Below are 24,918 nucleotides of genomic sequence, written 5' to 3'. Positions count from 1 at the left end.
CAGGCCGTGCGGTTGAGGACAGTCTGACCGGCCAATGCACTGGCATCGACTTCCGGACATTCAGATGCCGAACGGAAATGTATCCGGTACCTTGCCGGTGCTGTCGGCCGACATGCTGAGCGGCGTAACAGCGGACGTTCGATCGAACCAGACGAAGGCGTCGAACTGGCGGGAGACGGACGAGTCCATGTAATGGCTGAGCCGTTCGGTCTCCGGCCGGTAGATGACGCCGATATAGCGTTCCGGCCTCGGCGTCGCCAGATCGTCGCCGAGCTGGCCATGGCGCCCAAAATCCAGCAGGAACGATGGTTTGCCGCTGTCGTGACACAGTCGCTCGAAGCTGTTCGGCAGCGAAGGATTCACGTCCTTCACCTCCATCTCACCGTCCCAATCCGAGGCACAGGCGACAGTACCGGTATCTGTTCCGAAACCGATCAGCGCCGTCCGCGCACCGAAGCGTTCCCGGCAGAGCTGGCCGATGTTCAACTCGTCGCGGACGGTACCCATGACGGTATGCCGCGCGTCGCCGATATGCGAGTTATGCGCCCACACCACGGCCTTCGAATCCGGTCCATGCGCTTCGAGAAGCTGATCGAGTGTCTCGAACATGTGCCGATCGCGGAGATTCCAGGTCTCGGCGCCGCCATAATACATTACGCGGTAGTACCGCTCGGCCGATGCGACCAGACGTGCACTCTGTTTGGCGTCGAGGAGAGCGCCGTCGCCTTCGGCCATGGATCGCTCGAACAGATCCATGCACTGTCGCACCACGGCCTCTTCGCAGGTTCTGTAGCCCGACCGCAGCGCCGCGCGCCCGTAGGTGGTGGGCTCGTTCTGCCAGGGCATCAGACAGCCATAGCGCTCGCGCGCTACGGTGGCCGCTTCGGGATCGACCTTGTCCAGGTAGGCAAGCACCGTGGCGATAGAGCCGCTCATATTGTAGAGATCGAGCCCGTAGAAGCCTGCCTTCGCGTGATCGGGCAAGTCCCGATTGTACTCACGGAGCCAGCCGATGAATTCGGACACCTCGGTGTTGCGCCACATCCAGGTCGGGAAGCGCTGGAAGAACGGCTGCGCCTCCGACTGCCGTTCCTCTGCGCGAACATACCGGTTGATCTGTGCTGCATCCGGCCAGTCCGCCTCGACGGCCACGATGGTGAACCCGTGTCGCTGGAGGAGGCGTCGGGTGACAGCCGCGCGGGCACGATAGAATTCCGAAGTGCCGTGGCTGGCTTCCCCGAGCAGGACGACGCGCCGGCTGCCGAACCGGTCGAACATTGCGCCGAAGGCTGGATCGTCGATCGCCGGCAAATCTTCGGCCGCCCGCGCGATTTGCCGCGGTAATGAAGGAGGGCGTACCTCGCGCGCCGACGGCGCGTTTTCCTCGTGCCCGCCATGCTCGCCGATCAGCGGCACGAACATGACACCACCGAGATCCTCCTCCTCGAACTTGTTTGCCGCGATCCGCGTGAGGCGAACGAGGCGCTGCGAGTAAGGGTCCTCACCGACCGGAATGATCAGCCTGCCGCCGATCTCCAACTGCTCCTGCAAGCCGAGGGGAATGGACTTGCCGGCGGCCGCGACGACGATAGCGTCGAAGGGTGCCTTTTCCTGCCAGCCTTTCGTGCCGTCGCCGACTCTGACTTCGATGTTTCGGTAACCGGCGGCATTGAGCCGCCGTTCCGCCTGTTGCGCGAGCGATCGATGCCGCTCGACGGTGAAGACTTGTTCGGCAAGTTCGGCCAGTACGGCTGCCGCGTAGCCCGAGCCGGTGCCGATTTCCAGCACGCGGTCGGTCGCCTCGATCTCGGCCATCTCAGCCATTTTCGCCACGATGAAGGGTTGCGAGATCGTCTGTCCGCTGCCGATCGGCAGCGGGCTGTCCTCATAGGCGAATTCCTCAAAACCCTCGTCGACGAATTGCTCCCGAGCGACCCGGCGCAACGCATTCAGAACCCGCTTGTCATGCACACCGCGGCGCGCGATGTGCGCCTCCACCATCCGATGCCTGGCGTGCTCGAAATCCAGCATGACAGCCTCCAATCAGGGCGATCCTCTGCACGTTCGACGCCGGTCGTGCCAGGCTCCTATTCGTTGGTTCGCCCGGTCTGCCGGGGATTGACCCCGCCTTGCGGCGTGGTGTCGTTATCGACATCCCCCTTGAAAGTATTCTCGCCGTCCAGTTCCTCGTTCTCGTCGAGAAGATTGCCACCCTTGATCGTGCCTCTGGAGGCGCCAATTCCGGGATTCTGCTTCAAATCCTTGTCGGAGGGCTTGCGTGTCTTTGGGTGAATGTTGCTGCTCATCGGAATGCCTCGCTGCAAGTAGCATGATGAGGTCGATCCGCTGCACTGCCTTGAATTTGGATGGGCGCGCCGACCTGATCCTCCCACTGGGAAGCCTTATGCGCGAACTCTTGAACGCAGGATAAGTTCCATGCGGGACAATCCGGCAGCAGCGAGGTGCGGCTGATTTGCCGGCAATGAGGGGAGGCCAGGAGGATGCCGGTTCGGTCCGTGGTCCCTATCGCGTGCCGGACCACGGCATCGCACGCTACATCACTGAAACTAAAAGGCTGAGCCCTGTGGAACACAGGACCCCGCCGTCAAATCCGCCCCTGCCCAAATCGCCCACTTACGGTTCAGTCTACCGGGCGGGCTCTTTTGCCAAAAAGCGCCGGCTATTCCGCCGGAGAGGGTTTCTTGCGGAACAGCGCCACCAGATTGTCCCACAGCTCGATCTTGGCGCCCTGGCGCTTCATGATCACGCCCTGCTGCAGGATCGACAGCGTGTTGTTCCAGGCCCAGTAGATGACCAGACCCGCCGGGAACCCGGCCATCATGAAGGTGAAGATGACGGGCATCCAGGTGAAGATCGCGGCCTGCGTCGGATCCGGCGGCGTCGGGTTCATGCGCATCTGCAGGAACATGGTGACGCCCATGATCAGCGGCCAGACGCCGATCATCAGCATGTGCGGCAGCGTGACTGGCACCAGCCCGAAAAGGTTGAAGATCGATGTCGGATCGGGCGCGGCCAGATCCTGGATCCAGCCGAAGAACGGCGCGTGGCGCATCTCGATGGTGATGTAGAGCACCTTATAGAGCGAGAAGAAGACCGGGATCTGCAGCGCCACCGGCCAGCAGCCGGCGAGCGGATTGATCTTCTCGGTCTTGTACAGCTCCATCATCGCCTGCTGCTGCTTCATCTTGTCATCCGCGTATTTCTCGCGGATCTCGAGCATCTTGGGCTGCACCTTCTTCATGTTCGCCATCGACGCGTAGGACTTGTTGGCGAGCGGGAAGAACAGCGCCTTGACGATGACGGTGGTGGCGAGAATCGCCAGGCCGAAATTGCCGAGGAATTTGTAGAGCGTGTCGATCAGCCAGAACATCGGCTTGGTGATGAAGTGGAACCAGCCCCAGTCGATCAGCAGGTCGAACCGCTTGATGTGGCGGTCTTCGGCATAGGCGTTGATCTTGGCGACTTCCTTGGCACCGGCGAAGACCTCGGTCTCGACGGTCGCTGACTGGCCGGCCTCGACATTGATCGGGTCGGTCAGGAAGTCGGACTGGTAGCGATGGCGGCCGTCCTCGAAATAGGCATAACGCGGCTGGAACGGCTGCTTCTCGGTCGGCACCAGCGTGACGGCCCAGTATTTGTCGGTGATGCCCAGCCAGCCGTCGGTCGACTTGCCGGGCTGGTACTGCTTGTCCTTCTCGACCGACGCGTATTTGTGTTCCTGCAGGCCTTCGGTGCCGGTGAAGCCGATGAGGCCTTCATGCAGCACATAGGTGCTGGCGACGGCCGGCTTGTCGTAGCGCGTGACGCGGCCGTAATTGAACAGCGAAACCGCGCTCGAGCCGGAATTCTGCACCGTGTCCGACACCGTGAACATGTAGTTGACGTCGACGGAGAAGGTGCGCTTGAAGGTCAGGCCCTTGTCATTGGTGTAGGTGAGCGTCACCGGCGTCGACGGGGTCAGCGTCGGATTGCCGTCCACGCTCCACACCGTTTCGGCACCCGGCACCGCGCCGGTCTTGTCGTTGCCGACAAAACCGATCTCGGCGAAATAGCCCGTGGGCAGAGCCTGCGGGTTAAGCAGCTCGATCTCGGGCGAATTCTTGTCGACGGTCTCGGTGTAGTGCTTGAGCTTGAGGTCATCGAGCCGCGCGCCGGTCAAATTGATCGAGCCCTCGAGGCTCGGCGTGTCGATCTTGACGCGCTTGGATGCCGCCAGCGCCTGATCGCGGCCGGCAGCGGTGACGACGTCACCTCCGGGGGCGTTGGGAATGGCGCCCGGGGCGGTAGTGCCTGGGGCCGGCGTCGATGCGCCCGGATTGGCCGCTTCGGCCGCCTTCTTCTGTTCCTCGACGCGCTGCTGCTCGACCTTGGCGGCCTCGCGCTGGGCCTCGCTGCGCGGCAGCACGTAGAAATACTGCCATACCGCCAGGATCAGCACCGACAATGCGATGGTGATGAAGAAGTTCCGGTTGTTTTCCATCGAGAGCCCTTGGCCTATCGTGTTCCGCGAAGTCGGCGGGAGAGTTCGGCCTTCAACTGGCCGAAAGGCGCGCGCAGCGCATCATCGCGCCCGACGATGACATAATCATTGCCGGGCACCATGTCATCTGCCGCATGGACGCGGACGGCCTCTTTCAGCCGCCGCCTGACGCGGTTGCGCACAACAGCGTTGCCGACCTTCTTGGTGACGGTGTAGCCGACGCGCGGCACCCCGCCGTCGCCGCGGTCAAGGACCTCGACGAGGAAAAACCGTCCGCGTCGCTTTTCACCACGACGGACGGCCAGGAATTCCGCGCGGTTCAGAAGCCGCTTGGGATTTTGCCCCACTGGCTTGCCGGTTGCGGGCAACGATCTCGTCTCGCTTAGGCGCTGAGCCGCTTGCGGCCGCGGTTGCGGCGAGCTGCGACGACGCCACGACCACCCTTGGTGGCCATGCGGGCACGGAAGCCGTGCCGGCGTTTGCGGACGAGTTTGGACGGTTGGTAGGTACGCTTCATTTGTTTTAATACCGCGGGGTGCGGCCCTTCTTGATTCTGTCACTTTGTAACAGGAGCTTTGCCGGGCCGGCTTTGGCGCGATCGAAACCGCGCCGGGACGAATGGCCCGAGCGTGAGCGGGCTTATAGAAAGAAGGGTTTTGGAAGTCAATCCGGCGTCGGCGCGCTAAAGACGCACCTCTTTTGGAGCATCTATTTTTCCGACCAAGGGAGAAATTGGCAAAAAAGCCGTAATCGCCTAATCTTGGCTGATCAAGTGATTGTGAAGATCGAGTCGCATGAGCGAAGCCAGCCAAGCAGGGGAAGGGACCGGAACGGCGCCAGCCGCTGTCCGCACGGTACCGCTGTCGCGCGGCCTGTCGACCAAACTGCTGCTGCTCACCATCGTTTTCGTGCTGCTGGCCGAAGTGCTGATCTTCCTGCCCTGGATCGCCAGCTACAGGCTGAGCTGGCTCAAGGAGAGGCTGAGCACGGCCGCCGCCGTGTCGATCGTGCTGGTGCAGGGCGATTCTACCTCGCTGTCGCGAACGGCCCAGAATGATGTGCTGATGGCCATCGGCGCCAAGGCGATCGCGGTGCGCGACGGCGGCGTTTCGCGGCTTCTGGTGGTGGCCGACATGCCGCCGCAGGTCGACGAGCACATCGATCTCGCCAGCGTCGGCATGGTCAAGGGCATGACCGGCGCGCTGGACACGCTGTTTTTCGGCGGCGACAGGATGCTGCGCGTTTTCGGACCGGTCGGCGACAGCGACAAGGAGTTCGAGCTGATCATGCCGGACTATTCCCTGCGCAAGGCCATGCTCATCTACTCGCGCAACGTCGCCTTCGTCTCGCTCCTGATCTCGCTGTTCACGGCCATGCTGGTCTATGCCGCGATCGACCTGATCATGATCGGCCCGATCCGCACCATGACGCGCTCGATGCTGTCCTTCTCCGAGGCTCCCGATGACCCCGGGCGGATCATTCACCCCGCCGACCGCGCCGACGAGATCGGCGTGGCCGAGCGCGAACTGTCGCAGATGCAGGAGCGGCTGCAAAGGATGCTGGTCGAGCAGAAGCATCTTGCCGACCTCGGCTTGGCGGTATCGAAGATCAACCATGACATGCGCAACATCCTGGCCTCGGCCCAGCTGATGTCGGACCGCCTGCGCCAGGTCAAGGATCCGACCGTGCAGGCCTTCGCGCCAAAACTGTTGCGCGCGCTCGACCGCGCCGTCTCTTATTCGGAGGGCGTGCTTCATTACGGCCGCACGCAGGAGCCGCCGCCTTCGCGCCGCAGGGTGAGGCTGCGCCAACTGGTCGAGGACGTGCACGGCCTGCTCGACATCGAGGAGGGCATCGAGTTCATCAACGCCGTCGAGGTGGCTTTTGAGGTGGATGCCGATTCCGACCAGCTCTTCCGGGTGCTCACCAATCTTTGCCGCAACTCGGTGCAGGCGATGGCGGCCGACACCGAAAGCGCCGTGGTGCGGCGGTTGGCGGTCTCGGCCGAGCGCATGGGCAGTGTCAGCCGCATCGCCGTCACCGACACAGGTCCCGGCCTGCCGCCGAAGGCGCGCGAAAACCTGTTCGCGGCCTTTCGCGGCTCGGCGCGCAGCGGCGGCACCGGCCTTGGCCTTGCGATCGCGCACGAACTGATCCGGGCGCATGGCGGCACGGTGGAATTGGTCGAATCGATCGGCGGGCGCACCACATTCGCCGTCACCATCCCCGACCAGCCGGTGCGGCTCGACCAGGCCCGTGGTGGCCTGCGCCGCCCGGCCTGAGGGTTTCGTGCCGTGCCTTCCCCCGTCGCTCTCCCCAACCGTTCCCCGATCGTCCGCTGTCTGGATTTAGGCCGGCCCCACAGCGGCTCGAAGTGCCGGGATCGGCGCCGGCATCGCCGCGTGACAGGCTTGCGACAAAACTTTTGCCGGATCGGCTTGCTTTTCGTAAATTCAGTCGTTAGGGAACTGCACACATTCGCGGCCGGTCTTTCGGACCGGATCGCGGGGCCGTCGAAAACATGGCCTGATGCGCGCCCGTAGCTCAGCTGGATAGAGCACCAGACTACGAATCTGGGGGTCAGGAGTTCGAATCTCTTCGGGCGCGCCAAAACTTTCCTAGACTGCAGTTCGTCGATGGCAACGGCTCGGCCGAGCGGGCAAGCCGCTGCCGCTTCACCCCACCGAGCGTGCCGCCGCCCGGCCGGCGCCACGGCCCGAGAAAATACAGCCACCCAGGAACGTGCCTTCGAGCGCCGCATAACCATGCACGCCGCCGCCGCCGAAACCAGCGGCTTCGCCGACGGCATAGAGGCCCGGCACCGGCTGGCCGTCGGGTCCGAGCACGCGGCTGTCGAGATCGGTCTGCAGGCCGCCCAGCGTCTTGCGGGTCAGGATGTTGAGACGCACCGCGATCAGCGGTCCGTTCGCGGGGTCGAGCATCTTGTGCGGCTTTGCCGTGCGGATCAGCCGGTCGCCGAGATAGGCCCGCGCCCCGCGCAGCGCGGTGATCTGCATGTCCTTGGAGAACGGATTGTCGAGCTGCCTGTCGCGGGCGCGGATTTCGCGCTCGACCCCTGCTACATCGAGCAGCGGTTCGCCGCCGGCCAGCGCGTTCATGCGAGCGACCAGCTTTGGCAATTCGGCCTCGACGATGAAATCCTCGCCCTTTTCCATGAACGCCTTGACGGGGCCGGGGATGCCCGACGTGGCGCGGCCGAGCACCTGGCGCCAGCTTTTTCCCGTCAGATCGGGGTTCTGTTCGGAACCCGACAGCGCGAACTCCTTCTGGATGATTTTCTTCGTCAGGATGAACCAGGAATAGTCGAAGCCGGTGCTCATGATGTGGCTGAGCGTGCCCAGCGTGTCGAAGCCGGGATAGAGCGGCACCGGCAGGCGTTTCCCACGCGCATCGAGCCACAGCGAGGACGGGCCGGGCAGGATGCGGATCGCGTGATCGGTCCAGATCGGCGCCCAATTCTTGATACCCTCGACATAGTGCCACATCCGGTCGCGGTTGATGATCGAGCCGCCGGCCTGTTCAGATATGGCCAGCATGCGCCCATCGACATGGTCCGGCACGCCGGTGATCATGCGCTTCGGCGCGTTGCCCAGCCGCTTGGGCCAGTTTTCCCGCACCAGTTGATGATTGCCACCAATGCCGCCGGAGGCGACGATTACGGCTTGGGCATGAAGCTCAAAATCGCCTGACACCTCGCGCGAGCTCTTGTGGCCACGCTCGGCACTGCTCGGCTGCAGGATATCGCCCTGTACCCCGGTCACGGCTGCCCCCGTCCGCGTCAGCGCATTGACACGATGGCGAAACCTGAAGTCGACCAATCCACGCTTTTGCGCCTCGCGCACGCGCTGCACGAAAGGGTCGAGCACGCCGGGGCCGGTCCCCCAGGTGACGTGGAAGCGCGGCACCGAATTGCCGTGGCCGATGGCATTGCCGCCGCCGCGTTCGGCCCAGCCGACGACTGGAAAGAACTTCAGGCCGCGCTCGATCAGCCAGGAGCGCTTCTCGCCGGCGGCAAAGCCGACATAGGCCTCCGCCCATTTGCGCGGCCAGTGGTCTTCCGGCCGGTCGAAAGCGGCGGTGCCCATCCAGTCCTCGAGCGCCAGATCATGGGAGTCGCGGATGCGCATGCGCCGCTGCTCCGGTGAATCGACGAGGAAAAGCCCGCCGAACGACCAGAACGCCTGACCGCCCAGCGATTGCTCCGGCTCCTGGTCGACGATGATGATTTTCTTGCCGGCCTCGGCAAGCTCGGCGGCGGCAACCAAGCCGGCAAGGCCGGCGCCGATAATGATCACATCCGCGTTGTCAGCCATTTTTCCTCCGGTTAACCGGCTAAGCAAGCAATTCCAGGAAAAGTGTGAGGCGGTTTTCCCGGGAAAAGCGCGTAGCGCTTTCCCTAGGGAATTGCGTCAAACAATGGCTCAGACGGTCTCCCAGCCGCCTGTGTCTCCGGCGCGGAAGATGGCGTCGATGACTTTCTGGTTGAGCACGGATTCTTCGAGTGTGAAGACCCGCTCCTTGCCGCCAAGTGCTGCCCGCGCGAAGGTCTCGACCTCGAGCCTGTATTGCTGCGTGCCGGGGAAGCGGAACACCTGCGCCTCGGTGTGGTTCTGATTGTGCAGTTCGACGCGGTGATGGTCGTAGAGCCCGGCATTGAAGGGCGAGAACACTTCAATGAACCCTTTCTCGCCGTGGAACACCATCACCTGGCGTGCCGCCATCTGGGTCGACAGATAGAAGGACAGTTCGAAATCGCCGAAATCGGCGCGGATCGAGGAATAGATATCGGTTCCGAATGTCTTGTCGCGCTCGATCGTCGCCTGCACGCGCAACGGCTCCTTGCCGGTCGAAAAGCGCGTCGACACGGTCGGGTAGACGCCGATATCGGGCAGCGCGCCGCCGCCGAGATCAAGCTTGTTGCGCATGTTGTTGGGGTCGACATTATAGTAGGAGAAAGCGCCCTGCACATGACGCAGCCGGCCGATGGCGCCGCTGGCGATGAGATCACGCACCTTGATCCATTGCGGATGATAGATGACCATGAAGGCTTCGCAGACCAGCACCTTCCTGGCGTCGCGCAGCTTGATCAGCGGCGCGATGTCCTTGGCGTCGAGCGCCAGCGGTTTTTCGACCAGTACATGCTTGCCGGCTTCGATGGCTTTGGCCGTCCATTCGACGTGCTGCGAGGTCGGCAGCGGGATATAGACGCCGTCGACCTCGTCGGAAGCGAGCAACTCCTCATAGGAGCCGAAGGCGTGGCGCGCGCCGAAGCGGTCGCCCAATGCCTTGGCCTTCGACAGGTCGCGGCTGGCGATCGCCGAGAGCACGCCGTTTTCCGCCCCGACGATCGCCGGCAACAATTGCTCCCGGCCGATCTTGGCCGTCGACAACACACCCCATCGGAACATCACGCTTCTCCATGTCGATTTTACCGGCCACGAGGTTTGCCCGAAATCGCTGGAAAAGCCAATGCGGATGCTCTGTTCCTCGCGCCACGAAAGTGGGCGAGGAAACCAGGTACCGCAGCCGCGCTTAGCCCCTTTTCCCCGTCAGCGTCATGTCGAAATCGACGACGTTGGAATAGAGCGGCGTGCCGACATCCATGCCGTAGCGCGAGCGCAGCACCTTGCCGGTGACGTGGAATTTTATCGAGCCGCCCTTCAACCCGTCGAGCTCGGCGGTGAATTTTTCCGAAAACGTCTTGCCGCGCGCCGTCAGCCGGCCGGCGACGAGCGCCGTCGTGTCGCCGGTGCGGGTCACGCTGGTCGAGCGGAACTGGATTTCGGGGCTGTTGGCCGCGTCGAACACCGCGTCGGAACGCAGGAAGGCATCGATGCGGCCCTGGCCGGTCCCGACACTTTCGGGATAGATGGTGAGGTCGACCTTGGAGCGACCGACATCCTTGTTGTCGATGCGGATCGTGCCCTTGAAACGGGCAAAGGCGCCGTCGAAGCCGCCGCCGCCGGCCTTGCCGATGGTGAAGCGGATCGCGGAACCAGCCTGGCTGATCGTATAGTTGCCGGCAGCATCGCTAAGCACGACTGCCGCATGGACTGGCATGGCAAGGCAGGCGGCGGCGGCCGCCAATCCGAGGATTCGCGCACGCATTGGGTTGTTCCTTGTTAGGAGGCAACGCTCTCTGGCGTCCTCACCTCACAAACGAGACCAACGCCCGTTCTATTCCCCGGCTGACGAAGGCGTGATCATGCGCGTGAGCACGCTGTCGCGCAGCAGGAAATGGTGGCGCAGGGCCGCGCAGACATGCAGCGCAACAAGCCCGAAGCCGGCGTAGGCGAGATACCAGTGCGCCGACGCCCAAAAACTTTCAGCGGCGTCGGATTCGGGCAGCGGCAGGTTGGGCATGACGAACAGATTGAACGGCATGCTGGGAATTTCCAGCGTCGAAACCGACACCAGCGCCCATCCGGACAGAGGCAGGGCGAGCTGGAATACATAGAGCGCCAGATGTGCCAGCGGTGCCGTACGCCGTTCCAGGATGCCGACTGAAGGCGGCAAGGGCGGTGTCGCATCGCCGAGCCGCCAGGCGATACGCAGGATGACGAGGCCAAGCAGCAGAAAGCCCAGGGATTTGTGCAGCTGGATCAATTCGAAGGCCGTGCGTTGGCTTTGGGTCCTGACCATGACGAAGCCGAGTATGAACTGGCCGATGAAGATAATCCCGATCAGCCAGTGGAGGACGATGGTTGCCCAGCCATAGCGGGTCGCGGTGTTGGTGATGGTCTGCATGGGAGGCGAACGAATGCCAGGCTGGGTTTCTTCCACCCTTGGGGAGGGTGGACTACCCGCTCACCTTGAAGAAGTCGACGAAAGCCCTCAGCGCCGGCCGCATTTGCCGGCGGCTCGGATAGTAGACGAAGAAACCGTCGAAGGACGGGCACCAGTCCTCCAGGACGCGGATCAGCCGGCCGTCGGCAAGCGGCGCGCGGACATACTCCTCGAAGACGAAGGCAAGGCCGGCGCCGTCGACGGCGGCCTGAGCGATCAGATGGTCCTCGTCGAGGATCAGCGGTCCTTGCACCGCGATCTCGACCTCTTCGCCGTCCTTCTCGAACTCCCAGCGGTAGAGGACACCGCTGGAGAAGCGGAAGCGGATGCAGCGATGGTCGGCAAGATCGCGTGGATGGCGCGGCTTGGGGCTTGTCTCGAAATAGGATGGCGCGCCCACCACGGCGCCACGAATGTCCGGCCCGATGCGCACCGCGATCATGTCGCGCTGCAGGCTTTCGCCGAGCCGCACACCCGCATCGAAACCGCCTTCCACCACGTCGGTGAAGCGATCCTCGATGACGATCTCCAGCACGATGTCGGGATAGGCTGACGCAAAGGCGCTGAGCCGCGGCGTCAGCACCAGATGCGCTGACGTGCGTGGCACGCTGAGCCGCAGGTTTCCGGCAGGCCGGTCGCGCGCCTCGACGGCTGTCTCCAGCGCCAGGTCGATCTCGGAAAGCGCCGGGCGCAATCGCTCCAGCAGCTGCGCGCCTTCCTCGGTCGGAGCGACACTGCGCGTGCTGCGCGCCAAAAGGCGCACGCCAAGCCGTGCTTCCAGGCTGGAGACCGCGTGACTCACCGCCGAAGGCGCGATAGCCAGTTCCCTGGCCGCACCGCGAAAACTGCCGCATTGGGCAACGGTTGCCAGCACCGCAAGCTGCGAGAGATGTGCTCGGTTCATTGATCTATTTCTTGGAACGACCCGTACGAAGAAGAGCCGATTATCGAACGGACTGCAAGCCGCTATGTCTGCCGCATCACAACAAGGAGATGCGTGATGAAAACTCGCAAGCTAGGAACTGAACTCGAAGTCTTCCCGGTCGGCCTTGGCTGCATGGGGATGAGCTTTGCCTACGGCGGCCAACCAGAAGCCGAGGCGATCGCCACCTTGCACCGCGCCGTCGAGATCGGTGTCAACTTCTTCGACACGGCGGAAGTCTACGGACCCTACGAGAACGAGATCCTGCTCGGCAAGGCGCTGAAATCGGTTCGCGGCAAGGTGACGATCGCGACCAAATTCGGTTTCAAGATCCTGGAGGAAGGCACCGGCATGGATCGCATGGCCGGTGTCGACAGCCGTCCCGAGCACGTCAAGGCTGTTGCCGAGGCCTCGCTGAAGCGGCTCGGCACCGATGTCATCGACCTCTACTACCAGCACCGTGTCGACCCGAACGTGCCGATCGAGGATACGGTCGGCGCCATGGCCGAGCTGGTGCGCGAGGGCAAGGTGCGGGCGCTTGGCCTGTCGGAGGCAAGTGCGGCCACCATCCGACGGGCACACTCGGTGCACCCGATCGCGGCGGTGCAGAGCGAATATTCGCTGTGGAGCCGCGACCCGGAAGACGATGTCTTTGCCGTCTGCCGCGAACTCGGCATCGGCTTCGTGCCCTACAGCCCGCTCGGCCGCGGCCTGCTCACGGGCACGATCGCCAAGCCGGAGACCCTGAGCGACGACGATTGGCGCCGTGGCCTGCCGCGCTTCCAGGTCGACGCCATGGCCGCCAATGCCAAGGTGATCGCCACGCTGGATAAGATGGCGGCCGAAAAAGGCGTGACTTCGGCGCAGCTGGCGTTGGCCTGGGTGCTGCACCAGGGCGACTTTATTGTTCCTATCCCAGGTGCCCGAAAAATCTGCCATCTGGAGCAGAACACCGCGGCGGCCGGAATTGAGCTGAGCGCGGCCGAGGTGGCATCGATCGGCGATGCGCTGTCGCCCGACAAGGTGATGGGCAAGCGCTATACCGAGGAGCTGCTGGCGCTGGTGAATGGGTAGATAGATAGGCGCGAGGCGCCCCTTTTGCTGATATAGGCGCGAGGCGCCCCCCTCTGTCCTGCCGGACATCTCCCCCTCAAGGGGGGAGATTGGATATTACCTCGGCTTTCGCCAATCGCCGGCGTCGAAAGAAGGCTGAGACCGCCAAGCGGCTGATCTCCCCCCTTGAGGGGGAGATGCCCGGCAGGGCAGAGGGGGGCGCTGTCCCGCCGACATTCAAAATTTCCGCCACTCACCACGGCACCACCCTAATCTCCGGCCAGTTCTCCTTTGCCCGCTTGCCCTTCGTCTCATGCGTCCGCCGGTTATCCATCACCCGGTTCGGTGTGATGCGAAACGAGAAGAGATCGTCGAGCCCGAACGGCGCCACGAGTTCCAATTGCCCATCGGCATCGAAACGCACCCCGACCGCATGCGTCTTCGAGGCGAAATAGCTGACGGATTCACTGGCACTCGTATAGCGCGGGCAGGGTTGCCCGAACTTCTGTGGATACCACAGATGCACGCGGGCCTGGTTGCGCACTTCGACCGGCAGCGGCAGTCCCTCGAAATGCGCCGCCGCCCTGCGGATCACGCCGTCCTCTGCCTCGTAGGACAGGTCGGAGTCATCGAAATAGAACAGGTCGACATCCCTGATGCCATAGCCAGACGGCTTGCCTGTCAGATGGTTCCAGATGCTGTTGTAGAGCGCGCCGGAAACCACCAGCCAATCCGGCAAGGCAAGGTCGCGCACTCGCGCCAGCGTTTCACCCAGCAGCGGATCAGCCGCGACGATGTCGAGAAACGCCGCACGTTGTGCTTCAAAAGGAAACCCGGAATACGCGAGATGGTCCATCGCCCTTTGGAGGGCGATTCGCCACCTGCCCGCAATCCTGAATTCTCTATGCCCTGAGCACGCCGCCCGTCTGCTTGCCGACATTGTCGACGATGCGCCTGGCCAGCGCCTCGAAATCCTCGTCGGTCAGCGTCTTTTCGACCGGCTGGATCGACACTTCGATGGCGATCGACTTCTTGCCCTCGCCGAGCGACGCGCCTTCGAAGATGTCGAAGACCGAGACAGCCGTGATCAGCTTCTTGTCGGCGGCAAGTGCGGCGCGCACCAGCGTGCCGGCCTCGACGGCTCTGTCGACGACGAAGGCGAAATCGCGTTTCACCGCTTGGAAAGCGGACAAATCCAGTCTGGGCTTGGTCTTCGTCGGCTTGGCCTTCGGCTCGGGCACGGCATCGACGAATACTTCGAAGCCGCATAGCGGTCCGGAGACATCAAGCCCTTCCAGCGTCTTCGGATGGAACTCGCCGAACATGCCGAGCACGGTCTTGGGACCGAGCTTGATCGTGCCCGAACGGCCGGGGTGATACCAGGCCGGGCCGCCCGCCTCGATCTGCAGCCGGTCGACCGGCGCGCCGCAGGCTTCGAGGGCGGCGATGGCATCGGCCTTGGCGTCGAACACGCCGACCGGACCGGAATTGCCGGCCCAGCTGCGGCCTGAGCCGTCGAGCTTGGCCGTGCCGCGTCGCACGCCGGCGGCGACGCGTCGCTGCTGGTCGGCGCCATCGCCTTCATAGGTGCCCGACACCTCGAACAAGGCAACGTCGCCGATGCCCTTGTCGGCATTGCGCTGCGCGGCCGAAATCAGCCCTGGCAGGAGCGAGGGCCGCATGTCGGACATGTCGGCTGCGATCGGGTTGGCAAGCTTCAGCGCCGTCTGGCCGCCGCCGAACAACTCGGCGTGCCTGGCGGGAATGAACGACCAGGTAACGGCCTCCATCATGCCGCGCACGGCAAGCGAACGCTTGGCGGCACGGGTGCGGATCTGCAGCGTCGTCAGGATCTTGCCGTTGACCACGTCATGCGCGCCGAGCGGCTGCGGCGCGATATTGTCGACGCCATGGATGCGCATGACCTCCTCGACCAGGTCGGCCTTGCCGTCGACATCGGGACGCCAGGAGGGCACGGTCACGTCGACGACGTCGCCCGATCCCTGCGCGTGGAAGCCGAGACGCGACAGGATGTCGAGGCTCTCCGCCTTCGGCACCTCGATGCCGGTCAGCCGCTTCACTTCCGACAAGGGAAGGGAAACGATCTTCGGCTGATGTCCGGCATAGCCGGCCACCTCGGTCTCCGTCGGGGTGCCGCCGCAGAAGTCGATCACCAGCTTCGTCGCCAACTCGATACCCGGCACCATGAATTCGGGATCGACACCGCGCTCGAAACGGTAACGCGCGTCGGTGATGATGCCGAGCGTGCGGCCGGTGCGGGCCGTGGTGATCGGGTCCCAAAGGGCGGATTCGATCAGCACGTCCGTCGTGGTCTCGTCACAGCCGGAATGCTCGCCGCCCATGATGCCGGCAATGGATTCGACGCCATTGTCGTCCGCGATCACGCACATCTCCGGCGTCAGCGTATATTCGCGCCCGTCGAGCGCCTGCACCGTTTCGCCATCCTTGGCGCGGCGCACGACCAGATTGCCCGCGACCTTGGCGGCATCGAAGACATGCAACGGCCGGCCGCGGTCGAAGGTGACGTAATTGGTGATGTCGACCAGCGCGCTGATCGGCCTCAGCCCAATGGCGATCAGCCGCTGCTGCAGCCATTTCGGCGAGGGGCCGTTCTTGACGCCCCTGACCAGCCTGAGTGCGAAGCCGGGGCAAAGCTCCGGTGCTACGATGGTCACCTTGACCGGACACATGCCGCTGCCGACATGCGGCATGATCGCGCCGCCGACGAGGCGGCCGAGTCCGCTCGCCGCCAAATCCCGGGCGATGCCGTAGACGCTGGTGGCATCGGGCCGGTTCGGCGTCAAATTGATCTCGATGACCGGATCGTCGAGATGCGCGTAAGCGGCAAAGCTGGTGCCGACCGGCGCATCCTCTGGCAGGTCGATAATGCCATTGTGTTCGTCCGACAGTTCCAGCTCGCGCTCGGAGCACATCATGCCATGGCTTTCGACGCCCCTGATCTTGCCGACCGTCAGCGTCACGTCGATGCCGGGCACATAGGCGCCTGGCGCGGCGAAGGCGCCGATCAGGCCGGCGCGGGCATTCGGCGCGCCGCACACCACTTGCACCGGCGGCTTGCCGTCGCCGGCATCGACGGTCAGCACCCGCAGCCGGTCGGCATCGGGATGCTGCACCGCCGTCAGCACCTTGGCGATGACGAAGGGCTTCAGGCCCGCCTTGTCGTCGACATGCTCGACCTCGAGGCCGATCGAGGTCAGCCGCTCGACGATCTCGGCCAGCGTGGCGTCGGTCTCGAGATGATCCTTGAGCCAGGAGAGGGTGAATTTCATTGGACTGTTCCGTAATAGCTGGCAGCAGGAGTCTTCAGGACCGTCACGCGCTCAGGCCCCCGAACAGCGTCGGCATGTCGAGCGGCCGGAAGCCGTAATGCGATAGCCAGCGCACATCCGCGTCGAAGAAGGCGCGCAGGTCCGGCATGCCGTATTTCAGCATGGCGATGCGGTCGATGCCCATGCCCCAGGCAAAGCCCTGGTACTCGTCTGGATCGAGCCCGCCGGCCCTGAGCACATTGGGATGCACCATGCCGCAGCCGAGGATCTCCATCCAGTCGGAGCCTTCGCCGAAGCGCACTTCGCCTGGCCGCGAGCGGTCGCACTGGATGTCGACCTCGAGGCTCGGCTCGGTGAACGGGAAGAAGGACGGCCGGAAGCGCATCTTGACCTGCGGCACTTCGAAGAAGGCCTTGCAGAACTCTTCCAGCACCCACTTCATGTTGGCGACGTTGGCCGACTTGTCGATCACCAGCCCCTCGACCTGATGAAACATAGGCGAATGGGTGGCGTCGGAATCCTGGCGGTAGGTCTTGCCGGGAATGACGATGCGGATCGGCGGCTTCTGCTTCTCCATGGTGCGGATCTGCACCGGCGAGGTGTGGGTGCGCAACAGCTTGCGCTCGCCCTTCTCGTCCGGCTGGAAGAAGAAGGTGTCGTGCATCTCGCGCGCTGGATGGCCTTCCGGGAAATTCAGCGCGGTGAAATTATAGTAGTCGGTCTCGATGTCAGGACCTTCGGCGATGGCGAAGCCGAGATCGCCGAAGATCGCCGCGATCTCGTCGATGACCTGGCTGATCGGATGGATGCGGCCGCGCTCGGCCGGCGACTGCCGCACCGGTAGCGTCACGTCGACCTTTTCGGCGGCAAGCCGTGCGGCGATCGCCACGTCTTTCAACTCCGCCTTGCGCAAAGCAAGCGCATCGGTGACGCGGTTCTTTAGGCCATTGATCGCCGGGCCCTTCACCTGCCGTTCCTCGGCGCTCATCGCGCCAAGCGTCTTCAGCATTTCGGAGACCGAACCCTTCTTGCCAAGCGCCGAGACACGCACGGCCTCGATCGACGCCTCGTCGGCGGCCGAGGCGATGTCAGCCATCAGGGAATTTTCGAGTGCATCAAGGCCAATGGTTGCGTCGTTCACGATCAAGCTCGCTGCGTTGGAAATCGCTCTGGACGTGAAAGTCACGTTTGGAGTGAAAGTTCAGGCATAAGAAAAACCCGCGCCAGCCGTGCCAGCGCGGGTTCCCCAAATCAAGTGTCGAAAGTGCTTGGGAAGCGCTGGGCTCGGAGCCCGATCCCGAAAAGTTGCAGACTTTTCGGAAAAGATCGCGCTCCTCGCTAATTTCCCTGGAGCATGATGTTGTCCAAAAAGTCAGAAACTTTTTGGCATCATGCTCTAGGCGACAGCGCTCTCAAAAGCATTCGGCGTGGTGTTCTTCAGATATTCGAGCGCGACCTTGGCCTTGGCGACCAGGGCGGCGAAAGCCTGCGGCTCGTGGATGGCCATGTCGGACAGGATCTTGCGATCGATCTCGATGCCGGCCTTGTTCAAACCGTCGATGAAGCGGCCATAGGTCAGGCCATGCTCGTGGGTCGCGGCGTTGATGCGCTGGATCCACAGCGCGCGGAACGAGCGCTTTCGGTTCTTGCGGTCGCGATAGGCGTACTGCAGCGACTTTTCCACCGCCTGCTTGGCGATGCGGATGGTGTTCTTGCGGCGGCCGTAGAAGCCTTTCGCGGCTTTCAGGACCTTCTTGTGCTTGGCGTGCGAGGTGACGCCTCTTTTTACGCGTGCCATGTCATGATCTCCTTAAAAGCAATTCCAGAAAAAGTGCCTTGCGGTTTTCCGTTCGGAATTGCGTAAAACAAATGCGTGTCCGGACCGAAATGCCTTAGAGGCCGTTCGGAAGAAAATTCTTGATGACCTTCTTGCCATCCGGTTCAGCCAGAACCATCGTGCCGCGGGCATTTCGAATGAACTTGTTGGAACGCTTGATCATGCCGTGACGCTTGCCGGCCGCAGCCGACAGGACTTTACCCGTACCTGTGATCTTGAACCGCTTCTTGGCGGCCGATTTGGTCTTCATCTTGGGCATTTTGCTACTCCGTAATGTTGGCGCACGATCGCGCTTCTTGTTCGCTTCAGGCCGACCAAAGCCCGAAAAGCAAATGAAACCGCCACGGCATGCCCTGCCGGGCGGTTTTCTTGGAACGGCGGTGCTATAGATCAAAGATGGCGCGGGCGCAACACCTCAGGCCGTGCGACGCGCTGTCCCCGGTCAGGGCAGCCTGAACCACACCGGCAGCATGCCCGACAACTGCGCGCCGTCGATCAGTTCGAAAGCCGGCAGCGCGATCAGGAACACCAGTCCGTCGAGCAGGGTGGTCAACAGCAGGCGCGGCTTGAAGCTGCCGGTGTCGCCTTCCTGATAGAGCGAGAGCTTGGGGAAGAAGCGCGGCACGCGCGCCAGATAGTCGGCATACGGCGCGCCGAGCGCCTCCTTGAGGAATTTCTCCTCGCGCAGGATGACGATATGGAAGGCACCAGCGCACAGAACCGCGAAAAGGATGATGCCGGAGAACGAGCCGATCTGCGCGCCGACGCCGGCGGCGGCCACGGTCGAGAACACGTAAAGCGGGTTGCGGGTGATGGAATAGGGGCCGCCTGTGACCACTTCGGAGGATTTGCGCCCGCCTATATAGAGCGTCGCCCAGAGGCGCCCGACGATGCCGAGGAAAATCAACAGCACGCCGAACATCTCGATCGATTCGTGCACCGGCGTGTCCGGCGGGAACGTCGATTGGCCGAACAGCAGTGCCAGAAACAGCACCGCGACGAGCACGGCAAGCACCAGCCGGCGCATCTGCTGGTAGTTGCCCAGCCCGTGTTTGTATTCTGTGTCCAAGTTTGGGTTCCGATCGTCGAGGAGCTTAGCCGGCGATCGCAGCTCTAGCCAGGAATAGGCGTCCCGCCGGTCGTCGGGACGCCCTGTAGCACAATTCAGGCGGATTTTAGCGCGATGACTAGACCTGACGTCATCGTGATCCAAGCGGGTTCCGCAAAAGCGTTCACGGTTTGCGGTGAGAACCCGCGACAACCATGGAAACTATGCAGACGACGCGTTGCGAAGCGTGCGGAGCCTGCTTAGCGCGGCGCCAGCACCATCATCATCTGGCGGCCTTCGAGCTTCGGCTCGGCTTCCACCTTGGCGATGGTCGCCACCTCCTCGCGCACCTTGTTCAGGAGCTGCATGCCGAGTTCCATATGCGCCATCTCGCGGCCGCGGAAGCGCAGCGTCAGCTTGACCTTGTCGCCTTCCTCGAAGAAGCGGCGGACCGCCTTCATCTTGGTCTCGTAGTCATGGCTGTCGATGTTCGGGCGCATCTTGATCTCCTTGATCTCGATGACCTTCTGGTTCTTGCGCGCCTCGGCCGCCTTCTTCTGGTTGGCGTATTTCAATTTGCCGAGATCGAGGATTTTTACAACGGGCGGCACCGCGTTGGGCGATATTTCAACCAGATCGAGCCCGGCCTCTTCGGCGAGCAGCAATGCGTCGTTGATGGAAACATCGCCGCGGTTCTGGCCTTCGGCGTCGATAAGCTGGACCCGGGGAACCCGGATATCGCGGTTGGAGCGCGGCCCATCCTTGGTCGGCGCCGCTGCTTTGAAAGGTCTGCGAATGGTCGTGGTCTCCTTGGCCGTTTCGTTCGGGGTTCGTACAAATCTGTGTGGACGCGCCAATGTGGGAAGCGCGCGGCGCAAGTCAATAGCACAGCGTTCTCAAGAAATCACCTGATCACGAGCCTGTGCCAAGCAAAGAAACATCGCGAGCACTTTCCGCCTTGCCTTCGGCCGTGCCAAAAGCAGGCATGAAAAAAATCAGGACCGCCCCACAGCCATGACCGCCGCTCCGATCTTTCTCGATGTTGATGGATCCGATATCGCCGTGCGCCATTCGGCGGGCTCGACGCCCGGCATCGTCTGGCTCGGCGGCTACAAGTCGGACATGTTGGGCACGAAGGCCGAGACGCTGTCGGACTGGGCGGCACGAGAAGGCCGCGCCTTCCTGCGGCACGACTATTCGGGCCATGGCGAATCCGGCGGCGCTTTCGCCGACGGCACGATTTCGGCATGGCTTGCGCAAAGCCTTGCGGTTTTCCGGAATTTTGCCAGGGGCGATCAGGTCCTGGTCGGCTCGTCCATGGGTGCCTGGATCGCCCTGCGCATGGTGCAGGAATTGCGCAAGGCGGGCGACGCAAGCGTGGTCGGCATGGTGCTGCTGGCACCGGCGCCGGATTTTACGAGTGAATTGGTCGAACCGGTGCTGACCAAGGCGCAGAAGCGCGACCTCGCCAAAAAGGGCTACTTCGCGGAGCCGTCGGACTATTCCGCGGAACCCTACATCTACACGAGCGCCCTGATCGAGGATGGCCGCCATAACCGGGTGATGACCGGGCCTATCGACACGCATTGCCCGGTTCACATCTTGCAGGGGCTGGCCGATGCGGACGTGCCGTCGAGCCACGCCTTGAGGCTGGTCAGCCTGCTGCCGGCCGACGATGTCACGCTGTCGCTGATTCCTGACGGCGACCATCGCCTGTCGCGGCCGCAAGATCTCGACATGCTGGTGCGGGCCGTCGGTGACATGGCCGGACGGGGCAAATGACCATGCGCCTGTCCATCCCGGTCTCCGCCTTCGTCGCGGCCATCGTCGGCTTTGGCGGCACGCTGGCCATCGTCATCGCCGCCGCCAAGGCGGTCGGCGCGACGCAGGTTGAGACGGCAAGCGGTGTGACGGCGATCTGTCTGGCCATGACGGTCGAGTGCCTGTGGCTGTCATGGCGCACGAAAATGCCTGTCATCACCGCCTGGTCGACGCCGGGCCTGGCACTGGTCGCCGCCTCGAGTGGCTTTTCGATGGGCGAGGCCGTCGGCGCCTATATCATCGCCGGCGTCCTGCTGGTCACGACCGGCCTGTTTGGGCCGCTGACCCGGCTGATATCGAGAATACCGGCTTCGGTCGCTTCCGGCATGCTGGCCGGCATCGTCGTCACCTTCGCCATCAATGCCATGAAAGCCATTCCGGCGGACCCTTGGCTCATCCTGCCGCTGATCGCCGCATTCTTTGTCATCCGGCTGTTCAATCCGGCGCTATCGGTACTGGCGGTGCTGGTTGGCGGTGGCCTTGCCGCCTTCCTTACCGGCCGTGTCGGCGGCTTGCCCGCGCCCGAACTGTCGACACTGACGTTCATTGCTCCCCATTTCACCGCCAAGGCCATTATCGGCCTGGCTCTGCCGCTCTATCTCGTCACCATGGCCTCGCAGAACCTTTCCGGCCTCGCTGTGCTGCGCGCCGCCGGCTACCACCCCGAGCCCGGCCCGCTGATCGGTGTCACCGGCCTGTTTTCGCTCTTGTCGGCGCCATTCGGGGCCGCAACCACCAATCTGGCGGCGATCTCGGCTGCGATATGCACCGGGCCGGACGTCCATCCCGATCCGGCCGAGCGCTGGAAGACCGGCCCGTTCTATGCGCTCGCCTATCTGATCTTCGCGATTTTCGGCGCCTCGCTGGTGGCGATCTTCGCGGTCCTGCCGCAGAGCCTGATCGTGCTGGTGGCGGGTCTCGCGCTGATGGCCTCGCTCGCCAATGCGCTGGCGATCGCGCTTAGGGATGAGGGTGACCGGATGGCAGCCACCGTCACCTTCGTCGTCACCGCCTCCGGGCTGACGCTGTTCGGCGTCGGTGCGGCATTTTGGGGCCTGATCGCCGGCTTGGCCGTGCTTTTCCTCGATATGCTCAAAAAGGGGCAATCATTTCAGAAGCTTGTCCGGTTTTGGCCGACATTGTCTTGAATCGCCGTTTTCGCCTTCCCATTTCGATTCCACGCAGCCGGTTCTGGCTGTCTCCAACCGAAGGAATGGGAGAAAATGAACACATCTGCATTGATCCGCCCGGCCTGGACGCCGGCGACCATCGCGTTGATGGTGATCGGCTTCATGGTGTTCTGGCCGCTCGGCTTCGCCATGCTCGCCTACATCATCTGGGGCGACCGGCTTGAGGGCTTCAAGCGTGACGTCAACCGCGCGACCGACGGCATCTTCGCCGGCTGCCGCCGTGGTTCCGACAAGGCCGCACGCTGGGGCAACGGCTCCGCCCGCACCGGCAACGTCGCTTTCGACGACTGGCGCGAAAAGGAGCTTGAGCGCCTGAACGAAGAGCGCCGCAAGCTCGACGAGATGCTGACGCAGTTCGACGAGTATGCCCGCGAGTTGCGCCGCGCCAAGGATCAGGACGAGTTCGACCGGTTCATGGCCAACCGCAACAAGTCGACCGCGCCGACCAAGACCGATCCGGGCACCGGAACGACCCCCACCAAGCGTGGCAAAGGCTCGAACCTGCTCGACGACTGAGGCCAGGCGACAGGGCCAAGGTGTAATGACGGCGTCGCGCGAGCGGCGCCGTTTCTTTTTTGTTCTATTCGTTTTCCTCGAATCGCGTATCGTCCCGCCATGACCATCGGGTTCTTCCGCAATCTGACGAAGCCCAAACCCACGCCTGCCGTGGAGCGGGAATACTGTGTCGCCGGCCGCACCCTGCCGCTCAAGATCGTCGAGAGCGCCAGGGCAAAGCGCCTGACGCTGCGTATCGATTCCGGCGGTCAGGGCCTGCGCATCACCGTGCCGCCGGGCCTGCGCCGCGGCGAGGTGGACAGGTTCCTCGACCGCCATCAGGACTGGCTGGAGCAGCGGCTGGCCAAGGTGCCGACGCGGCCGCAGGTGCGGCCCGGCATCAAGATCCCGGTGCGCGGCGTGCCGCACCGCATCGTCCACGAGCCGTCAAGGCGCGGCACCGTAACCATATCGCGCGACGAGCGCGGCCCGCTGATGATCGTGCATGGCGAGCGCATTCATCTGCCGCGCCGCATCGCCGATTTCTTGAAGCGCGAGGCCAAGAAGGAGATCGAGAAGCTGGTCGTCAGGCACACCGAGGCGCTCGGCAAGCGCGCCAAGGCGATCCGCTACAAGGACACCTCCAGCCGCTGGGGCTCCTGCACCTCCGAAGGCAATCTGTCCTTCTCCTGGCGCATCATGATGGCGCCGCACCCGGTCATCAACTACCTCGTTGCGCATGAAGTGGCGCATCTCAAGGAGATGAACCACGGGCCGAAATTCTGGAAATTGTGCGAAAAGCTCTGCCCCGACACCGAGCGCTGCAAGGACTGGCTGAAGCGCAATGGGGGCGCCCTGCAGGCGATCGTTTTCGAGTAGGGGTTGGGGGAACGGCGACGCATCGAAAGTCGCTAGTCGTCATTCGCCGCATTCAACTCCTCCGGCCGCAATCCCTCTTCGCCATGATGGGGCCAGGGCAAAAAGTTGCGGTCGAAGGCGTCTCCGCCGAAATAATCCAGCGCTCGATGCGCCTCGGCGCCGTTGAACGCGGCCTTGTCCATCAGATGCGCGATGACCTCGCGCGCCTGCGCGATCTTCTGCTTCAGTTCGGCAACGGTCTGGTCGGCCATGGCTGTGCTCCCGCCTTGCATGCTCTCCATCCATAGGTAGCGCCTTTCACCTTGCCGGCAAACAGCATGCTTTTTCTCGACTCTTGGCGCTTTTCGTGCCAATTCCCGCGCCATGGCGCTCGACATCAAGATCTGCGGTTTGAAAACCGACCAGGCAATGGCCGCGGCCCTGGCCGGCGGCGCCAGCCATGTCGGCTTCATTTTCTTTCCGAAAAGCCCGCGTTACGTCGAGCCCGTCGAAGCCGGTCGCCTGCGGGAAGCGGCGCGCGGCAAGGCCTTGGCGGTTGCCGTCACCGTCGATGCCAGCGACGCCGTCCTCGATGAAATCGTGGAAAAGATGCAGCCCGACATGCTGCAACTGCATGGCTCCGAAACCCCCGAGCGGGTTGCCGAACTGAAAGCCCGCCATGGGCTGCCGCTGATGAAGGCGTTGCCGCTCAGCGAGGCTGCCGATCTCGACCGGATAAAGCCATTCGTCGGCGTTGCCGACCGCTTCCTGTTCGATGCCAAGCCGCCGAAGGGCTCCGAGCTGCCGGGCGGCAACGGCGTCGCCTTCGACTGGCGCATTCTCGCCGGCCTTGACGCCGGGATCGATTACATGCTTTCCGGTGGGCTCAACGCCGCCAACATCGGCGATGCCCTTCGGCTTGCCAATCCGCCCGCAATAGACATTTCGTCGGGCGTGGAAAGTGTGCCGGGCGTCAAGGATCCGGCGCTGATCGAACAGTTTTTCCGGGCCGTCAGGGCCGCGCGCGACGACCGCGCTGCCTGAACAAAATTTCGAACCCTGAGCATGTCCCGGA

25 protein-coding genes and 1 tRNA gene are annotated in these 24,918 nt (G+C 63.3%); 8 read left to right on the top strand and 18 right to left on the bottom strand.

All coding sequences use genetic code 11. The annotated features are described in order from the left end of the window. Positions 1-60: 60 nt before the first annotated feature. The 5 genes from O7A70_RS21005 to rpmH all read right to left on the bottom strand — a co-directional run bounded on the left by O7A70_RS21005 (position 61) and on the right by rpmH (position 5,018). Positions 61-2,031: a protein-L-isoaspartate(D-aspartate) O-methyltransferase gene (locus tag O7A70_RS21005; protein WP_337142092.1), complete on the bottom strand. Its 1,971-nt coding sequence runs from the start codon at positions 2,029-2,031 to the stop codon at positions 61-63. A gap of 56 nt (positions 2,032-2,087) precedes the next feature. After that, entirely contained in the window at positions 2,088-2,306 is a 219-nt protein-coding gene (locus O7A70_RS21000; RefSeq protein WP_337142090.1) for a hypothetical protein, read from the bottom strand. Between the two features lie 374 nt (positions 2,307-2,680). Next, positions 2,681-4,501, bottom strand: a complete 1,821-nt coding sequence (gene yidC, locus O7A70_RS20995; protein WP_337142089.1) for a membrane protein insertase YidC — start codon at positions 4,499-4,501, stop codon at positions 2,681-2,683. 14 nt (positions 4,502-4,515) lie between these two features. Then, entirely contained in the window at positions 4,516-4,869 is a 354-nt protein-coding gene (gene rnpA / locus O7A70_RS20990) for a ribonuclease P protein component (protein WP_027143858.1), read from the bottom strand. A gap of 14 nt (positions 4,870-4,883) precedes the next feature. Continuing rightward, positions 4,884-5,018 carry a 50S ribosomal protein L34 gene (gene rpmH / locus O7A70_RS20985; RefSeq protein WP_008833937.1) on the bottom strand — a complete coding sequence of 45 codons (135 nt, stop codon included), beginning with the start codon at positions 5,016-5,018 and terminating at the stop codon, positions 4,884-4,886. 277 nt (positions 5,019-5,295) lie between these two features. Between rpmH and O7A70_RS20980 the strand changes: the two genes are divergently transcribed. Then, positions 5,296-6,783: a HAMP domain-containing sensor histidine kinase gene (locus O7A70_RS20980; protein ID WP_337142088.1), complete on the top strand. Its 1,488-nt coding sequence runs from the start codon at positions 5,296-5,298 to the stop codon at positions 6,781-6,783. 251 nt (positions 6,784-7,034) lie between these two features. Next, a tRNA-Arg gene (locus tag O7A70_RS20975) sits at positions 7,035-7,111 on the top strand. 65 nt (positions 7,112-7,176) lie between these two features. Here O7A70_RS20975 and O7A70_RS20970 read toward each other — a convergent pair. The 5 genes from O7A70_RS20970 to O7A70_RS20950 all read right to left on the bottom strand — a co-directional run bounded on the left by O7A70_RS20970 (position 7,177) and on the right by O7A70_RS20950 (position 12,212). Then, on the bottom strand, positions 7,177-8,835 hold the full coding sequence (locus O7A70_RS20970; RefSeq protein WP_337142087.1) for an FAD-binding dehydrogenase: 1,659 nt from the start codon (positions 8,833-8,835) through the stop codon (positions 7,177-7,179). Between the two features lie 108 nt (positions 8,836-8,943). Then, positions 8,944-9,930, bottom strand: a complete 987-nt coding sequence (locus O7A70_RS20965; RefSeq protein ID WP_140508428.1) for a Gfo/Idh/MocA family protein — start codon at positions 9,928-9,930, stop codon at positions 8,944-8,946. A 124-nt stretch (positions 9,931-10,054) separates the two neighbouring features. Further along, on the bottom strand, positions 10,055-10,630 hold the full coding sequence (locus tag O7A70_RS20960) for a YceI family protein (RefSeq protein ID WP_337142084.1): 576 nt from the start codon (positions 10,628-10,630) through the stop codon (positions 10,055-10,057). Between the two features lie 69 nt (positions 10,631-10,699). Next, positions 10,700-11,269 carry a cytochrome b gene (locus O7A70_RS20955; RefSeq protein ID WP_337142081.1) on the bottom strand — a complete coding sequence of 190 codons (570 nt, stop codon included), beginning with the start codon at positions 11,267-11,269 and terminating at the stop codon, positions 10,700-10,702. Between the two features lie 52 nt (positions 11,270-11,321). Then, positions 11,322-12,212, bottom strand: a complete 891-nt coding sequence (locus O7A70_RS20950) for a LysR family transcriptional regulator (RefSeq protein WP_337104627.1) — start codon at positions 12,210-12,212, stop codon at positions 11,322-11,324. Between the two features lie 96 nt (positions 12,213-12,308). On the opposite strand from O7A70_RS20950, the gene O7A70_RS20945 reads away from it, so the two are divergent. Then, complete coding sequence (locus tag O7A70_RS20945) at positions 12,309-13,304, top strand: aldo/keto reductase (RefSeq protein ID WP_337142080.1); 996 nt, start codon at positions 12,309-12,311, stop codon at positions 13,302-13,304. A 232-nt stretch (positions 13,305-13,536) separates the two neighbouring features. On the opposite strand, the gene O7A70_RS20940 is transcribed toward O7A70_RS20945, so the two are convergent. From O7A70_RS20940 to infC, 7 genes are all read right to left on the bottom strand, one after another. After that, complete coding sequence (locus tag O7A70_RS20940) at positions 13,537-14,139, bottom strand: nucleotidyltransferase family protein (RefSeq protein WP_337142078.1); 603 nt, start codon at positions 14,137-14,139, stop codon at positions 13,537-13,539. A 46-nt stretch (positions 14,140-14,185) separates the two neighbouring features. Next, entirely contained in the window at positions 14,186-16,594 is a 2,409-nt protein-coding gene (gene pheT / locus O7A70_RS20935) for a phenylalanine--tRNA ligase subunit beta (RefSeq protein ID WP_337142076.1), read from the bottom strand. Between the two features lie 43 nt (positions 16,595-16,637). Next, positions 16,638-17,690, bottom strand: coding sequence for a phenylalanine--tRNA ligase subunit alpha (gene pheS / locus O7A70_RS20930; protein ID WP_337142280.1), 1,053 nt, complete (start codon positions 17,688-17,690; stop codon positions 16,638-16,640). A 300-nt stretch (positions 17,691-17,990) separates the two neighbouring features. Continuing rightward, positions 17,991-18,392 (bottom strand): 50S ribosomal protein L20, encoded by a 402-nt coding sequence (rplT, locus tag O7A70_RS20925; RefSeq protein ID WP_006201247.1) that lies wholly within the window; start codon positions 18,390-18,392, stop codon positions 17,991-17,993. Between the two features lie 94 nt (positions 18,393-18,486). Continuing rightward, entirely contained in the window at positions 18,487-18,690 is a 204-nt protein-coding gene (gene rpmI / locus O7A70_RS20920; RefSeq protein ID WP_006201248.1) for a 50S ribosomal protein L35, read from the bottom strand. Positions 18,691-18,873: 183 nt separating this feature from the next. Next, a complete protein-coding gene (locus O7A70_RS20915) occupies positions 18,874-19,500 on the bottom strand; it encodes a methyltransferase family protein (RefSeq protein ID WP_140506875.1) in 627 nt (208 codons plus the stop codon). A gap of 239 nt (positions 19,501-19,739) precedes the next feature. Next, entirely contained in the window at positions 19,740-20,276 is a 537-nt protein-coding gene (gene infC, locus O7A70_RS20910) for a translation initiation factor IF-3 (RefSeq protein ID WP_010912915.1), read from the bottom strand. Positions 20,277-20,493: 217 nt separating this feature from the next. On the opposite strand from infC, the gene O7A70_RS20905 reads away from it, so the two are divergent. The 4 genes from O7A70_RS20905 to O7A70_RS20890 all read left to right on the top strand — a co-directional run bounded on the left by O7A70_RS20905 (position 20,494) and on the right by O7A70_RS20890 (position 23,864). After that, the gene (locus O7A70_RS20905) at positions 20,494-21,261 is read left to right on the top strand and encodes an alpha/beta hydrolase (protein ID WP_337142074.1); all 768 of its coding nucleotides are present in this window, start codon (positions 20,494-20,496) and stop codon (positions 21,259-21,261) included. A gap of 2 nt (positions 21,262-21,263) precedes the next feature. Continuing rightward, positions 21,264-22,448, top strand: a complete 1,185-nt coding sequence (locus tag O7A70_RS20900; RefSeq protein WP_337142279.1) for a benzoate/H(+) symporter BenE family transporter — start codon at positions 21,264-21,266, stop codon at positions 22,446-22,448. 75 nt (positions 22,449-22,523) lie between these two features. Continuing rightward, positions 22,524-23,006 (top strand): DUF2852 domain-containing protein, encoded by a 483-nt coding sequence (locus O7A70_RS20895; protein WP_027143871.1) that lies wholly within the window; start codon positions 22,524-22,526, stop codon positions 23,004-23,006. Between the two features lie 99 nt (positions 23,007-23,105). Then, entirely contained in the window at positions 23,106-23,864 is a 759-nt protein-coding gene (locus tag O7A70_RS20890) for a M48 family metallopeptidase (protein WP_337142073.1), read from the top strand. A gap of 32 nt (positions 23,865-23,896) precedes the next feature. On the opposite strand, the gene O7A70_RS20885 is transcribed toward O7A70_RS20890, so the two are convergent. Beyond that, positions 23,897-24,115: a hypothetical protein gene (locus tag O7A70_RS20885; protein ID WP_140506871.1), complete on the bottom strand. Its 219-nt coding sequence runs from the start codon at positions 24,113-24,115 to the stop codon at positions 23,897-23,899. 112 nt (positions 24,116-24,227) lie between these two features. On the opposite strand from O7A70_RS20885, the gene O7A70_RS20880 reads away from it, so the two are divergent. Beyond that, positions 24,228-24,887, top strand: coding sequence for a phosphoribosylanthranilate isomerase (locus O7A70_RS20880; RefSeq protein WP_337142072.1), 660 nt, complete (start codon positions 24,228-24,230; stop codon positions 24,885-24,887). Positions 24,888-24,918: the final 31 nt, after the last annotated feature.

Source organism: Mesorhizobium sp. Cs1299R1N1, from assembly GCF_037179655.1.
Classification (GTDB): domain Bacteria; phylum Pseudomonadota; class Alphaproteobacteria; order Rhizobiales; family Rhizobiaceae; genus Mesorhizobium; species Mesorhizobium salmacidum.
This window is presented reverse-complemented; position numbering and strand designations above follow the sequence as displayed.